The organism is Solwaraspora sp. WMMA2059, from assembly GCF_027497315.1.
Taxonomy (GTDB): domain Bacteria; phylum Actinomycetota; class Actinomycetes; order Mycobacteriales; family Micromonosporaceae; genus Micromonospora_E.
In genome coordinates this window covers 4,394,431-4,408,886 of record NZ_CP114908.1, presented here as the reverse complement: position 1 = coordinate 4,408,886, position 14,456 = coordinate 4,394,431, and the positions used below count along the sequence as shown (strand labels likewise).

Below are 14,456 nucleotides of genomic sequence, written 5' to 3'. Positions count from 1 at the left end.
GACCGGGCCCGGGTCGTTCGCTGTGGCTGCAGCCGAGTGCTGGGCTCAGCCTCGATCCACCGACGCGGTTGCCGCTGAATGTTGGTTGATCATTTCTGTATTGGGTGGTGCGGCGGGCGTGAGGGAGTCGCCGATCACGTGATCGGCTTGCTCCGAGGGTGAGTGTTCGGGGTGGAACGGGATTGTGGCCTGTGGTCGGGCCGCCTGGTTTCGGCTGGTGGGGTGTGGTCAGCCGGGTGCCGGCTGGACGGCGGTGAACAGGTTGTCGAACGCCGCCTGCCAGGGCCAGTACTCGGGCAGGTGTAGGTGGATGGTGCGGGCCCGGTGGGCGAGGCGGGCTGCGACGGTGATGATCCGGGTCCGGATGGTGGCGGGTCTGGCGGTCGACCAGGTGCCCGCGGCGAGGTGTCCGGCGGCGCGGGTGAGGTTGTGCGTGATCGCGGCGCAGGTCAGCCAGGCGTCGTTGGCGCTGAAGTGTCCGGAGGGCAGGTGGGCGAGGGGGCCGGCGATCAGGTCGGCGTTGACCTGCTCGATGATCGCGTGTTGCCGGTGCTGGGCTTCGGCCTGTACGAGGGTGTACGGGCTGTCGGTGAACACGGCGTGGTACCGGTAGGTCGGTAGGAGTTCGTCCTGGCCGGGGATCTGTTGCGGGTCGTCGCGGCGGACGCGGCGCACGATCAGCCGGGCGGTCGCCTCGTGTCGGGTGCCGGCGAACGCGGTGTACGTGGTTTCGGCGATCTGCGCGTCGGAGATCCACCGGCCGGCGTCTTCGTCCCGGACGGCCTGCGGATAGGTGATGTCGACCCACTGGTCGGCGGCGATGCCGTCGCACGCGGCGCGGATCTTCGGGTCGATGCGGCAGGTGACCGAGAACCGCACGCCACGACGCCGGCAGCCGCTGATCACCGTCTTGGCGTAGAACGCCGAGTCCGCTCGCACCATGATCTCCCCCGAAGCGCCGCATGCCCGGGCGGTCGTGATGGCCTCGGCGATCATGGTGGCGGCGCCCCGGGACGAGCCGGCGTTACCCGACCGCAGCCTCGTGGCGGCGATCACCGGCGCGGACAGCGGGGTGGACAGCGTCGCGACCAGGGGGTTGTAGCCGCGCAGGTAGACGTTGTAGCCGCCGACCTTGGCGTGGCCGAACCCGATGCCCTGCTTCTGCTTGCCGTACACCCGCCGCAGCATGGAGTCGATGTCCACGAAGCACAGGGTGTCGGCGCCGGTCAGGATCGGTGCCCGGCCGGTCAGACCGATCAGGGTGTCGCGGGCGGCGGCCTGTAACTGCCGTACGTGCCCGTGGGTGAACGTACGCAGGAACGACCCGAGCGTCGACGGCGCGTACACGCTGCCGAACAGCGACCGCATGCCACCGTGCCGGGCGATGTCGAGGTCGTCGATGCTGTCCGCGCCCGCGAGCATCCCCGCCACGACCGTGGCGACCTTCCCGGCGGGGTTCGCGCCCTTGTCCGTCGGCAGCCGCACCCGGTCGGCGACCGCGTCATGCAGACCGGCCTGCTCGGCCAGGCGCATCACCGGAACGAGACCGGCACACGACACCAGATTCGGATCGTCGAACGTCGCGCGCACCACCGGCGCGTCCTGGCGTATTCTCACCTGCGAGGTGCCCTCTCGAACCGAGCGATAGAAGCGTCAGAACTCCTATCCTTCCAGTTCAGAGGGCACTTTCTATAGCCGGGGTCCTGCCGGTCCGACCTTCATCGGTGGATCGAGGCTCAGTGACGTCGTTGGTGCGCACGCTGGATCCGGTTGGGCTCCGATCGTGGCCACTGCGGTCCACGCTGCGTCCTGCCCGGCAGGATGCACTCTTTGGCAGAGTACATCCTATAATGCGATAGTAGTGCGATGTGACACAAATCTCTTGATGTCCATTGGCATCACCCATGGTGATGGATGGGTGCTTAGGGTGGATCAAGAAAGTGTCTTGTGTTGGGCTCTGGAGCAAGGCGGGTCCCGGACCGCGCGCGGCGACGACCTGCTCCAGTGGCGAGCTATCAGGGTGACGACTGGTCGGTGTCCGCCTTGTCGGGAGCTTTTCGTCGGCGTGGCCGACCGTAGCTCGTTGTGCATATCGTCGTCAGGTCGATCCGATGCCCTACCTGGCACGTAATTGACCACCTTGGGTTGCGCGGCAGTGTGTATGCATCTCCTGCTACTGCAACTGGTTGGAGGGTCGATCGTATCGCTTGACGGTTACCTGTCCTAGTTCGGTCATTCTTCTGCCTGATATACCGCGTCACTGCTTCGGAAATGATCGATACCATTGACGAGTGCAACTTCTACAGGTAGCCTCACTGGGGAGGGTGAGCGGAGCCTTCTTGTTGCTAGCATTTCACTTCCTTGGTTCAAGCTGCTCCATTGATGCGGGGGCATAGTTCAACTCTGGTTCTGTCGTGGCCGGCAAGCGAACGCACTGGAGGGGTTGGCATGGAGTTCTGGATCCTGGGTAGAGTGGCGGTCGGATCCAGGGATAAATTGATCCACTTTCGAAGTGGAATGCAGTGTTCGCTTCTGGCGGCCTTGCTTGCTGCTGAGGGGCAGGCGGCTTCGGCCGGTATGCTGATAGCCGAGCTGTGGGGAAATGATCTGCCTGATCAGGTTGAGAACGCACTACAGGCGCACGTCAGCCGGCTACGACGGAAGCTCCAGTCGATCGAGCCCGAGCGTGCTGCGTCCCGGCTCCAGGCCCAGACGTGCGGCTATCGTCTCGCCTTGGACGGCGCGAGCGTGGACGCGATGACCTTTACGTCGGCGTTGAATGACGCGAGAGCTGTGGCGTCGTCGTGCCCTGCCGAGACCGCCTACCGACTGCGGTCGGCTCTGGCGCTGTGGCGTGGCCCAGTCTTCGGCGGCGTTGCGGTCGGGCTGACTGCGCAGGCCGCCGCAGCCCGCATCGAGGCATCCCGGATCGCCGCCCTGGAACTGCTCTTCGACATCGAGTTGCAGCTTGGTGGGCACACACAAATCGTGCCGGAGTTGACTGCACTGGTCCGTGCCGAGGCGCCCAACGAACGGCTCTGCGAGCAGCTGATGGTGGCCCTCTACCGGTGCGGTCGCCAGACCGATGCGCTCAGCGTCTACCAGTGGATGCGCAACCGGATGGCAGAAGAACTGGGGGTCGACCCGTCTCCCATGTTGCGTAATCACGAGCGGGCCATCCTGTCCCACGATCCGGAACTGCGGCCCAACGAGGACCACCTGATCCTTCGGGACCGGGTGGGCTGACCCAGATGGGGCCGCGCGCTGCTGCCGCTGCGAGCCTTCATGCCGCAGAGACACATGCGTCTCACTGCGGTATTCCGCCTGACCGCAGCGTTCAGCCGCCGACGACGGGTGCCAGGGCCGGGTCAAGTTTTTCGGCCCGGTCTCAGATCCGGTGGTGACGAAGAGCCGTCCGGCTCGTTGACACCCGCGTGATCGACGCCACAAGCTCGCGCAGACAGTGCTTTCGGGTCTTTCCTCGCTGGTCATCGAGGATGTGGTCGACGAGGGCGAGCGGATCGTGGTGCGGGCACGGACTCCACACGGCACTGCTGTCTGTCCGATGTGCGGCGCTCTCAGTCGGGGCGGGTGCACGGATACCACCTACGGAGCGTCACCGACCTGCCGGTCGACGGACGGCAGGTCGTCCTCCGGGTCCGGGTACGACGCCTGGTATGCCCTACCCACAGCTGCCGACAGACCTTCCGCGAGCAGACCCCCGGAATCCTGGAACGCTACCAACGACGCACACACCGGCTGTCCCAGCAGGTCCTCCCGGGTGCAAACCGGCCCGGCCTCGGTCATCGCGGGGACGCGGCGCAGGCCGCCGCAGCTCGTGCAGGCTTTCCAACTGCGGGATCATTCCACCAGCAGGGCTGGCAGATGGGGTGGCCGTTGTCGTTGCGGCGGGCCGGGGGCCGCAGCTTCCCGCATCGACCGCATTGCATGGCCACGGCCTTGCGGGTGCAGCCGGCGCAGAGTCGTAGGCTGTTGAACGGGCGGCTGAGCGGGCGCTGTTTCTCGCAGCGCGGGCAGAGTGGCGCGACCACGGTCGTGGCGCCGGCCCGGACCAGGGCATCGACGAGGCGCAGCACGCCGGGCAGCGTCGCAAAATGCCCGACCCGACCCAGAAAGAGACCATACCGGCAGCCACATGCTCGCCCGGCTTCGCCGCATTTCACCCCGGGATCGTGTCTGATTCACATTGATCCCCACATCGACGGACATCGCGTCCGCCGAGCCGCCGCCCCGACGCCGTAGGCCTCCTGCATGACCGAACGGCGAGCCTATCCGTCCGACCTGTCCGACGCCCGCTGGGCCCTGATCGCACCCCGCCTGACCGCCTGGCGACAGGCCCGCACCGACGCCGGCGTCAGCGGCCGCACCCCCACCCACGACCTGCGCGACATCTTCAACGCCATCCTGTACGTCAACCGCACCGGCATCCCCTGGCGCTACCTGCCCCACGACTTCCCGCCCCACCGCACCGTCTACGGCTACTTCGCCGCCTGGAGTAAGGAAGGCATCTTCACCGAACTCAACTACCACCTCACCGGCCTCGTCCGCGACCACCACGGCCGCACCATCCAACCCACCGCATCCATCATGGACAGCCAGAGCGTCAAGACCTCCTCCAATGTCCCGCTGTCCACACAGGGCACCGATGCCGGAAAGAAGATCGTAGGCCGCAAACGCGGCATCATCACCGACACCCTCGGACTGCTCCTCGCCGTCATCGTCACTGCGGCCAGCGCCAGCGACAACGCCATCGGCATGGACCTGCTCGACCAGGCCACCACCGCCTACCCCACCCTGACCAAGACCTGGGCCGACGCCGGATTCAAGAACCGTGTCGTCGAACATGGCGCCGCACTCGGCGTCGACGTCGAGATCGTCACCAAGGACCCACAGGCCAAGGGCTTCAGCGTGGTCAAGCGCCGATGGGTCGTCGAACGCACCCTGTGCGCCGCGAGGCGCCCTGTTGTATCCCCGGTGCAGCCGGGAGGGACTTGGAGGGAGGTTCCTGGGTCGAATGGCTTACCTGACGCTGAAAGGCTGAGGAGACAAGAGCATGCCAGCTAACCCGGCGACCGGGTCCAGCGGTCAGGGACGGTGTGCCGGGGGGGACCCGCGTGATATGGCGAAAGCTGGATTGCCTGAACCCTAATCTCCAGTCGATGCAAGTTCCCATCCACCGGAAAGACCTCTGAAACCGGTGCTGTGCTCTGCGTCGGAATCGAAGTGTGGGCTGACGCAACCTCCAGAGCGCGGGGCGACGCCCAGCGAGGGTGTTGAAGGAGATGAGTGGGGCGCCTACGTCACGCTGCTACGTACGACAGGGACGAACGCGGGATCGCCTAACGGACGCGAGTCCTATGGCGACGGAGGCCTCGTAGTAGTCGCCGGAGTAACGCCCGGCCAGGGAGGGCGGGAAAGCCGTCTACACGGGCGAAGGGGGCCAGGTGATGGGACACCACCAGATCGGGAGGTATGCGTAATGCAGAGCGCCGCAACGGTGCTGGGTGTCCTGCGTGAGCGCGGCAGGCGCGGTCTGCCGCTTGACGAACTGTATCGGCAGCTGTTCAACCCGCAGTTGTATCTGCTGGCCTACGGGCGCATCTACGCCAACCACGGCGCGATGACTCCGGGGGTCACGCAGGAGACCGTGGACGGCATGTCCCAGGCGAAGATCGGCCGCATCATCGCGGCGATGCGTCACGAGCGATACCGATTCGCCCCCGTCCGGCGGGTCCACATCCCGAAGAAGAACGGGAAGACCCGTCCGCTGGGACTGCCGACCTGGTCGGACAAACTCGTCGGCGAGGTGGTGCGCTTGTTGTTGGAGGCGTACTACGAGCCGGCGTTCTCCGACCGGTCCCACGGATTCCGGCCACGGCGAGGCTGTCACACCGCACTGCGGGAGATCGCCAACACCTGGACCGGGACGGCCTGGTTCATCGAGGGAGATGTCGCCGACTGCTTCGGGTCGCTTGATCACGATGTGATGGTCACGATCCTGTCGGAGAAGATCCACGACAACCGGTTCCTGCGGCTGGTGCGTAACATGCTCACGGCCGGATACCTGGAGGATTGGAAATGGGGTGCGACTCTGTCCGGGGCTCCCCAGGGCGGGGTGGCCTCGCCGGTCCTGTCCTCGATCTACCTGCACAAGCTGGACCAGTTCGTCGAGACGGTCCTGATTCCGGAGTACACCCGAGGGGGACGCAGGGCGCGTAACCCTGCCTACCTGGACCTGCAAAACCAGCTGGCCAAGGCCCGGCGACGTGGTGACCGCCCACTGGCGCGAGCACTGCGACGGCGGATGGTCAGCCTGCCCAGCGCCGACCCGGACGATCCGGGATACCGGCGGCTGCGGTATTGCAGGTACGCAGATGACCATCTGCTCGGGTTCACCGGCCCGAAGGCCGAAGCTGAGGAGATCAAACAGCGCCTGGCCGAGTTCCTGCGTGACGACCTCAAGCTCGAACTCTCCCAGGACAAGACGCTGATCACCCACGCCCGCACAGGCGCGGCCCGCTTCCTCGGCTACGAGATCACCGTCCAGCACAACGACACGAAGAAGACCAGCCGTCACCGACGTATCAACGGTCAGGTCGCGCTGCGTGTCCCCCTAGACGTGATCAAGGCCAAGTCCGCCCCCTACCTGCACCGCGGCAAACCCGCCAAGCAGAAGGCCCTGACCAACGGCAGCGACCACACCATCGTCGCCACCTACGGGGCCATCTACCGGGGCATCGTCCAGTACTACCTGCTCGCCGGTGACGTCTACCGGCTTCACCGGCTGCGCTGGGTCATGGAGACCTCCATGCTCAAGACCCTGGCAGGCAAGCACCGCTCGACGGTGACGAAGATGGCGGCCAAGCACAAGGCCAAGATCCAGACACCATACGGGCCACGCACCTGCTTCGAGGCACGCATCGAACGCGACGGCAGGCAGCCACTGGTCGCACGGTTCGGTGAAACACCGCTCCACCGGCAGAAAACGGCGACGGTCACCGACCGCCAGCCGTCCCGGGTCGACTACCCGCACAAGGAACTCGTCACGCGACTCCTCGCGGACGTCTGTGAGGTCTGCCAGCAACCCGGCGAGGTGGAAGTCCACCACGTCCGCAAACTCGCCGACCTCGGCCAACCCGGGCCGCTACAGCCCCAGTGGGCCAAGGCCATGGCCAACCGGAGACGCAAGACCCTCGTGGTCTGCGCTTCCTGCCACAGCCTCGCCCATACCGGGCAACCAGCCACACCGCTCACGCAGTAGTCACTGGAGAGCCGGACGATCGGGAAACCATCAAATCCGGTTCGGCGGGAGGCCGCGCGGAAAAGGACCAGCCCAACGGCTGGCACCTCGCCGCGCGGCCCACCCATCCGGCTGGCTTATGCACCACCGCCGACTCGTACGCGACTACGAAGCCCGACCCGACAACTCCGCCAGCATGATCACCATCGCGATGATCGACAACCTCGCCAAACGACTCACCGCCGAAACCACCCCAACCTGGCGATACGGCTAAACCCGCATTACCGGCAAAATACGTGAATCAGACGTCCTCTCAGACCCGCGCTCATCCACGGCAGGCACTAAATGGCCCAAGTCGGGTCTGCGGCATACCGCCTGACCGGCAACGCTCAGCCGCCGGCGGCGGGCGCCTCCAGGGCCAGATGGCTTACCTCGGCCAGCGCCTCGTCAGCTCGGGCGGCGAGTGTCGGGTCGTCTGGTGCTGCGCAGATTGCGGCGAACAGCTCGACGACCCGGCCCAGTGCTGCGGCGAGCTGTGCTTCTCTGTCGTTCGTCATTGTTCCTCCTGTGTGACGGCTGCCTGCGCTAGAAGGCGTTCGATGCCCGGAATATATGGGCAAATCCCGCAATGCTCGCCGGCCCGTGGAAGGCGACGTACTCCGGTATGAAAAGGTCCGGTGCCCACTTCTCCTTGTACGCGAGCTGCGACTGCGCGGGGTAGACCGCTTCGCCGTGGTGCCACAGCAACTCCATGAAGCAACGGAAGCCGGGGTCGTGGCCGGGCAATTCGCACTCGCGGCGGAGCCCACTGAACGGGGTGAAGCCGAAGTGGATCCAGTCGACGCCCTCGGTGCGAAACGCGTCGATCGCATGCATGTTGATCGCTTCCATGATGCCAGGTAGGCGGCTGGGCAGCCGCCGGCTCAGGTCGTGCATCCAGCCCGACCTGTTGCCGTACACCGGCGAGTAGGAGATATAGCCGACCGGAGTCTCGTCGATGAACCCGATGAACATGCGCCGGTGCGGCTGCATCGCGTCGGCGTACTGCCCGACCAGGTACTCCAGCGGCCGAGCGTGCTCACCCTTGCTGCGGAGCCAGACCTGGTCGATCTCCCGCAGCGCAGGGAACCACCGGTCGTCGGTGGCCTCGGATATGGTCAGCCCCGCCCGCAGCGCCCGCGAGATCTTGTTGCGTAGCTGCATGAACTTCGTCCCCCGCAGTGAGAAGCCGGCGAGGCTGCGTGCCCACGAGGCGCCGACCTGGTTGACGGTGAAGCCATGTCTGAGATAAATCGAAGCGTCGGTCTGCTGCAGTTGAACCGACACTACGTCGAGGCCACCGTCCCTGGCCATGGCGAGGAACCCGGCGAGCAGGGCGTGGTACGAGGCCGCAGGCGCGAACGGTCCACCGAACTGGACGAGGAAACGTCCTGACCTGCGGTAGACGATTACTCCTTGATGGTCAGGTAGCTGAAAATAGGAGTTTCCGTCGCTTACCGCCAGGAAGGAGCTCGGATTCTCCGCTGTAGTGAAGCTGCGAATAGCGTGGAGGACGGGGTTTTCCGTGGTGAGGGTGCCAGTCACTTCATGCTCCTGTCCGTGGAGTATCGAATCGAGTACACCTCGCGCTTCCGGCTCAGTCAAGGGGGCGTCGGCGCAGCTGGTAACGGCAGGTCGGAAGGTGTCAGTGGTCTGTCAGTGTGTCGTCAGCGTGGGGCTGCAGGATTGGTCACATCGGAAGCGAGACCGAAGGTCGAAAGCAGATCGGTCAGAGGTCGGACTTTTGATGAGGAGAGGTACCCGAAGTGGTCTATTGGGGGCCGGGTCCGCCCGGTCGGGCATTGCCCACGCAGCGTTCGAATCCTGCCCTCTCCGCAACCGGCGACGTTCAGAAGAGAGCCTCGATGCGACGAAGAAGGACGGTTGTCCACCGTGCGTTGCTGATCGCCAATCAAATGGCCGGCACAAACAGCCCTGCGCTGGTGGCGAAGTTGGTTGCGCTGTGCCGGCGCTTCGTGGCGCGGGTCGAGATCCATTTGACCGCGGGACCCGGCGACGCAACCGAGGTCGCACAGCGGGCCGCGACCCGTCCCGAGACAGACCGGCCGGAGATCGTCCTGGCGGTGGGCGGTGACGGAACGGTCCGCGAGGTGGTTGCCGGTCTGGTCGCGGCGACTCGGCTGGCGTCGGTCAGTGGGGCCGGTGGCAACAGTCCGGACAGGCCGGACACGACACCTGCCCTGCTGGTAATTCCAGCCGGCACCGGCAACTCGAACTACCTCGCCCAATGGGGGAACCTGCCCTGGCCGGACGCCGTGATGGCGGCGTTGTCGCCGACCCCGGCCGCCGCAGGGACCGGAAGCCGGCTCCGGGGAGAAGTGCGATTGCTCGACTTGTGCCGGCTTGTCGAGACTGACGCGCTGGTGATGCTGGGTGCCTGCTCTGGGCTCATCGCCAAGGCACTGACGATCGCCCCCGACGTACCACTGACCGGCCGATCCCGCTACCAGGTGGCGTTGTCGCGGGCCGCTGCAGGCTTTGTCGCCTACCCGGGGCGGGTCGAGGTAGACGGCACGGTCGTACACGAAGGACCCACCGTGCTGGCCAACGTCGGTGGCGGCCGACATCGAGGAGGCCAGTATGAGGTACTGCCCTACTCGGTGCTCGACGACGGGCTGCTCGACGTCTGCGTCATCGGCGCCGACGTCGCACCGGTGGACGTACCCGAGTTGACCCGCAACGCCCAGCATCTGGCCAGGCCGGGGACGGTGTACTCGCGTGGCCGCCGGATCGTCGTCAGCAACACCGCAGGAGACCCGCTGTGGTTCGAACACGACGGTGAGCTACTGCCGATGAGCTGGCCGACAGTAACGCTGGACGTGCTGCCGCAGGCCTTGCCGGTATTCTGCCGGGCCGGTCGACTCGGCCGGTCCGACGGCTCCCGACCGGGCGCGGGGTGAGTCGTTGGTCGCTCAGCGGCACGACCGACCGGCGCCGTCGTCAGCCCAGCTCGGCCCGACACTGCTCGGCACTCTCGCCCGGTGGGCCGCTCAGGTACGGTTCGCCGACCTCCCGAAGCCGGTGGTCGAACTCGGCATCAGCCAGATCATCGCTCAGATCGCGGCCATCCGAGCAGGGCTGCAGCACTCTCTCGGCAGCAGGCTGGTCCGCGCGTACGGCCCTGTTCTCCAACGGGATCCGCGGCACTCGGCCGCGACCCTGGCCGCCGTGGGGTCGTGGCTGAATCTCGACGACACCGCGTACGCCGGCCATCTCGCACCGTCCACGGTAGGCGTACCACTGGCCTACGCCGCCACCGGCCGGATCGATGGGCGGACCCTGCTGACCGCCGTGATCGTGGCCAACGAATGCGCCGCCCGGATCACTGCCGCCGCCACCCTGGGGCCGCTGCGGGGGCAGAGCGCGATGCACACCCATCTCGTCGGCGCAGTGGCCGGGCGGTTCGCCTGCGTGAAGGCACCCGCCAAGTGCTGGGCCGACGCGATGAGTCTGGCACTCGCCGCCCCGCCCTGGCCGGTCATGCACGGATTCCTCGGCGGTGAGGCCAAACTGCTGCACGTACTGGTACCGGTGCGCTCGGCCATGGACGCCTGCGACGGTGCCATCGCCGGCCTGACCGGTCCTGCAGACCTGTTGGAGCATCCCCGGGGATTCCTCGCACGGTTCGCGTCGGTGCCTGTCCCGCAGGTCGTCACCGACCTGCTGGGACAACGCTGGCATACCGAGACGCTCTCGTTCAAGCTCCGTCCAGGCGGCCCGGGCATCGACGCGGCCGTCGACTGCGCGATCGCGCTGCATCGCGAGGTCGACCCGGCCGCGATCGTGGACGTCGAGGTCGCGGCGTCGGTGTACACACTGTTCGCCGCAGAGCAGGTGGGCGACTACCTCGACGGCCCGGCCAGCCCGCTCAGCTCGCTGCTCCTCTCGACCGGTTATCCGGTCGCCACGGCGCTACTGACCGGCGACCTGACCGTGGCCGACTTCGACCACCCGGCGATCGCGGATCCGGCGCGTTGGACACTCGCCCGGCGAGTGCGCCTGCGGCACGATCCGGCGATGACGTCGGCCCTGCTCGAATCTGTCGCTCCGTTCGGCGCCGCCCTGTTGCAGGCGGGCGAACGGGCCCGACCATGGCTGCGTCAGTTCGTCGGCGACGAGTTGGCAGGATCGGCGCTACCCGACGGCTGCGGCGTCGGCACCGACGGGACGGCCCAGCCGGACGAACTTCCGCCGGCTCTGGTCTCCTTCCGGCACGCGGCCAAGGCCACCCCGGCCCGGCTCGTGGTCTGGCTCAACGACGGGCGGTCGGTGAGCAGGGAACAGATGATCCCGATTGGCGGCGCCGGGCCCGAAACCCGCCGGTCCCACCGCGAACTGGTCCGCGCGAAGTTCGCTGCCAGTGGCGGCGCTGCCGACGTCGCCGAGGAGTTCGAGCACCTTGCCGAGATCACCCCACGACGGTTGGCGGGGCTGGTCCGCGACGCCCTGCGCTGACCCTCGCGGTACCCAGTCGCGTCGGCGGCGCCGTCCACGTGTCTCATGTTTCGTCGGCTCGACCGGTCGCCGGACACCTCTCGACGTAAACATTCAGGTGGTGCGCGAAGAGTGACGGTCAGCGCGGGTTGAGTGACGGGGTTCGACCGGCTCGACGCCGTTCTGTCCGTTGTGGTTTGATCTTGGCGTGTCGGTGTCGGAGGATCTGTCTCGTGAAGAGTTGATCTCGCTGGCACGGACGCAGGACGCTCGGATTGCTGAGCAGGACGCGCAGATCGCGGAGTTGACGGCGGCGTACGAGGCGCTCGCGGTGCGGCTGGCGCGGGTCGAGCATCTGTTGTCGCGGAACTCGTCGAACTCGTCGTCTCCGCCGTCGAAGGATGATGATCCGGGGCGTACGCCACCTGCGGCGAGGAAGAAGCGGGACACCCCGGCGGGTACGCGGGGTAGGCAGCGGGGTGCGCCGGGGTCGAACCTGGCCTGGTCGGATGCTCCTGATCAGCGGCGGGACCGGTTCCCCGAGGGTAGTTGCGGGTGCGGCGCGGAGTTGGTGGACGCGCGGGATCTGGGTGTGGTGGACCGGTATCAGCAGGTCGAGGTTCCGTTGATGACCGCGACGCTGACCCAGTACGACCAGCATGCGGTGCGGTGTGGGTGCGGGAAGCTGCACACCGCGGCCCGGCCGGAAGGCGCGGGGGCCGGTCCGGTGGGGTACGGCCCGAACCTGCAGGCGTGGGCGGTCTATCTGATGGTCGTGCATTTCATCCCGGTGCAGCGGTGTGTACAGATGCTTCGGTCGCTGACCGGTGCGACACCGTCGCCGGGGTTCGTGCACGGCGTGCTGACCCGGGTCGCGGCGCTGACCAGCGAGGTCGACAAACGGATCCGCATGTTGATCACCCTGGCGTACGCGGTGTGCTGTGACGAGACGCCGCTGCGGGTCGGGCCAAAGAAACCGAGGCCGGGCCGGAAGAAGGCCGAGAAGTACCTGCTCGTGGCGTGTACCGAGTTGTGGACTCACTACCAGGTCGGTGACCGGGACCTGGCCACGTTCACGGCGTTCGTGGTCAAGGACCTGACCGGCTCGGTGGTCGTGCACGACCGGTACCGGAACTACGACTCGGCCGAGTTGGGCACGCTGGTCCACCAACTGTGTTGCGCTCACCTGTTACGTGATCTTGACGGTGCGGCCGAGGTGTACCCCGACGCGGTCTGGCCGAAGCAGATCTCCGACGCGCTGCGCGCGCTGATCCACGAGACGAACACGGCCCGTGAGCAGAACCGGCCGGGCATCGACCCCACAGTGAAGGCCGAGTTGCTGTACCGGCTGCACCACGGCGTGCTGGTCGGACTGTCCGACACCAGCACCATCGGCAACCGGCCGGGTGAGCGTAAAGCCCGCCTGCTGTTGGAAGTCTTCCGGGACCGACGTGCCGACGTGCTGCGCTTCGTTGACGACCTGTTGGTGCCGCCGACGTCGAACCAGGCCGAACGGGACCTGCGACCGGCGAAGATCCAGCAGAAGATCTCCGGGCGGCTCACCAGCGAGCAACGCACCAAGGATCGGTACAAGATCCTCGGCTACGTCTCCAGCGCGGCGAAGAACGGCCTCGACAAAATGGCCGTCCTGCGCGACGCCATCCTCGGACGACCCTGGATGCCGAACCTACCCGCACCCACCTGACCCCCACCCCACCCAGGTCAACATCAGCCGGCGGCCACCAACCAACCGGCCATCACGCTATGCCACCACGCGGAATCCCAGCGCGCACCACCTGAATGTTTGCCTCTCGACGTCTTCCTGGACTGCGGCTGCTTTCCGTGATTCTGGAGGACTTCCCAAAACTATTTCCAGGTCGGTTCAACGCAATCCGTAAACGCGAAAGATCTCCAACTTGGTTACCGTAAGTAATGTGGCGGGGAACTGTTCCAGCGATCTGCGGGAATCCGGTCTTGAGAACCTTCCAACACTTCAGGTGGGCGATCGCGCGTTCAACGGCGGCGCGGATCCGGTTGAGCGCGGTGTTGCACGCACGTCGGACCTCGGTCAACTCCCGACCCCGGGGCTTCTTGTACGGACTCGCGATGCCGGCACCCTGGTAGCCCTTGTCACCGATCATCCCGGGCCCGCCGGGTGCGTAGTGGCCTGCCCACCGGGCGGCGATCCCGGACACGTCGAAGGCCTTCCGGTCGTGCATGCCCCCCGGACACGGATCACCCACGTCGACCACCCGTCCCGCGAGGTTGGCGACCACCTGCACGTTCTGCCCGCAGAAGCCCTTCTTCTCGGAGAACAACCCGTCGACGTCGTCGCGTTCCCCGACCGGCGCGACCAGACCATCGACCAGGACCGCGTCCCGGCGGGCCTGGTCACGGACCCGCTCGTACAACGGGGTCAACACCTCGTCCACCAACGGTTCCAACTCGTCCTGGTAGCGCTCCACGGTCGTCGAGCCGCAGCCGAACACCTCACCGAGCACGTCCGGCGCGAGGTTGTGCCGCAGCCCGAACAGCACCATCACCAGCGCCGTGTCCAGCGGCAACGCCCGCGGCCGTCCCACCGGCAGGTCCCAGTCCAGCAGCGCGTCCACCTGCTCGACCAACCAGTCGACTTGATCGGAGTCCAACCCGGTCATACGCTCACAACGCGGCGGCCGGCCGTTGATCGTTTGAGTCCACA

At 66.6% G+C, this 14,456-nt stretch carries 9 protein-coding genes, 1 tRNA gene and 3 pseudogenes; 9 read left to right on the top strand and 4 right to left on the bottom strand.

The features are described from left to right. Window positions 1–228 precede the first annotated feature (228 nt). Window positions 229–1,617 (bottom strand): IS1380 family transposase, encoded by a 1,389-nt coding sequence (locus O7553_RS20085; RefSeq protein WP_281550639.1) that lies wholly within the window; start codon window positions 1,615–1,617, stop codon window positions 229–231. A gap of 831 nt (window positions 1,618–2,448) precedes the next feature. Here O7553_RS20085 and O7553_RS20080 point away from each other — a divergent pair. The 5 genes and pseudogenes from O7553_RS20080 to O7553_RS20060 all read left to right on the top strand — a co-directional run. Continuing rightward, the gene (locus O7553_RS20080; protein ID WP_281551237.1) at window positions 2,449–3,246 is read left to right on the top strand and encodes an AfsR/SARP family transcriptional regulator; all 798 of its coding nucleotides are present in this window, start codon (window positions 2,449–2,451) and stop codon (window positions 3,244–3,246) included. Between the two features lie 217 nt (window positions 3,247–3,463). Next, window positions 3,464–3,774 (top strand): annotated as a pseudogene (locus O7553_RS20075) (transposase family protein); the annotation flags it as partial. Window positions 3,775–4,272: 498 nt separating this feature from the next. Continuing rightward, window positions 4,273–4,965: pseudogene (locus O7553_RS20070) on the top strand (IS5 family transposase); the annotation flags it as partial. A gap of 253 nt (window positions 4,966–5,218) precedes the next feature. Continuing rightward, window positions 5,219–7,282 carry a reverse transcriptase/maturase family protein gene (locus tag O7553_RS20065; RefSeq protein ID WP_281551236.1) on the top strand — a complete coding sequence of 688 codons (2,064 nt, stop codon included), beginning with the start codon at window positions 5,219–5,221 and terminating at the stop codon, window positions 7,280–7,282. Window positions 7,283–7,391: 109 nt separating this feature from the next. After that, a pseudogene (locus O7553_RS20060) lies at window positions 7,392–7,535 on the top strand (IS5/IS1182 family transposase); the annotation flags it as partial. 115 nt (window positions 7,536–7,650) lie between these two features. Here O7553_RS20060 and O7553_RS20055 read toward each other — a convergent pair. Further along, entirely contained in the window at window positions 7,651–7,818 is a 168-nt protein-coding gene (locus O7553_RS20055; protein WP_281551235.1) for a hypothetical protein, read from the bottom strand. A 28-nt stretch (window positions 7,819–7,846) separates the two neighbouring features. After that, window positions 7,847–8,845, bottom strand: coding sequence for a DUF2156 domain-containing protein (locus tag O7553_RS20050; protein WP_281551234.1), 999 nt, complete (start codon window positions 8,843–8,845; stop codon window positions 7,847–7,849). A 206-nt stretch (window positions 8,846–9,051) separates the two neighbouring features. Between O7553_RS20050 and O7553_RS20045 the strand changes: the two genes are divergently transcribed. The 4 genes from O7553_RS20045 (at window position 9,052) to O7553_RS20030 (ending at window position 13,460) form a co-directional block, all read left to right on the top strand. Continuing rightward, window positions 9,052–9,136: transfer RNA gene (locus O7553_RS20045), tRNA-OTHER, on the top strand. A 29-nt stretch (window positions 9,137–9,165) separates the two neighbouring features. Beyond that, complete coding sequence (locus O7553_RS20040) at window positions 9,166–10,221, top strand: diacylglycerol kinase family protein (protein WP_281551233.1); 1,056 nt, start codon at window positions 9,166–9,168, stop codon at window positions 10,219–10,221. A gap of 4 nt (window positions 10,222–10,225) precedes the next feature. Continuing rightward, window positions 10,226–11,776 carry an MmgE/PrpD family protein gene (locus O7553_RS20035; protein WP_281551232.1) on the top strand — a complete coding sequence of 517 codons (1,551 nt, stop codon included), beginning with the start codon at window positions 10,226–10,228 and terminating at the stop codon, window positions 11,774–11,776. Window positions 11,777–11,963: 187 nt separating this feature from the next. Continuing rightward, window positions 11,964–13,460 carry an IS66 family transposase gene (locus O7553_RS20030; protein ID WP_281550504.1) on the top strand — a complete coding sequence of 499 codons (1,497 nt, stop codon included), beginning with the start codon at window positions 11,964–11,966 and terminating at the stop codon, window positions 13,458–13,460. Between the two features lie 52 nt (window positions 13,461–13,512). Here the strand turns inward: O7553_RS20030 and O7553_RS20025 are convergent, their stop codons facing one another. Then, window positions 13,513–14,403: a transposase family protein gene (locus O7553_RS20025; RefSeq protein WP_281551231.1), complete on the bottom strand. Its 891-nt coding sequence runs from the start codon at window positions 14,401–14,403 to the stop codon at window positions 13,513–13,515. Window positions 14,404–14,456 lie beyond the last annotated feature (53 nt).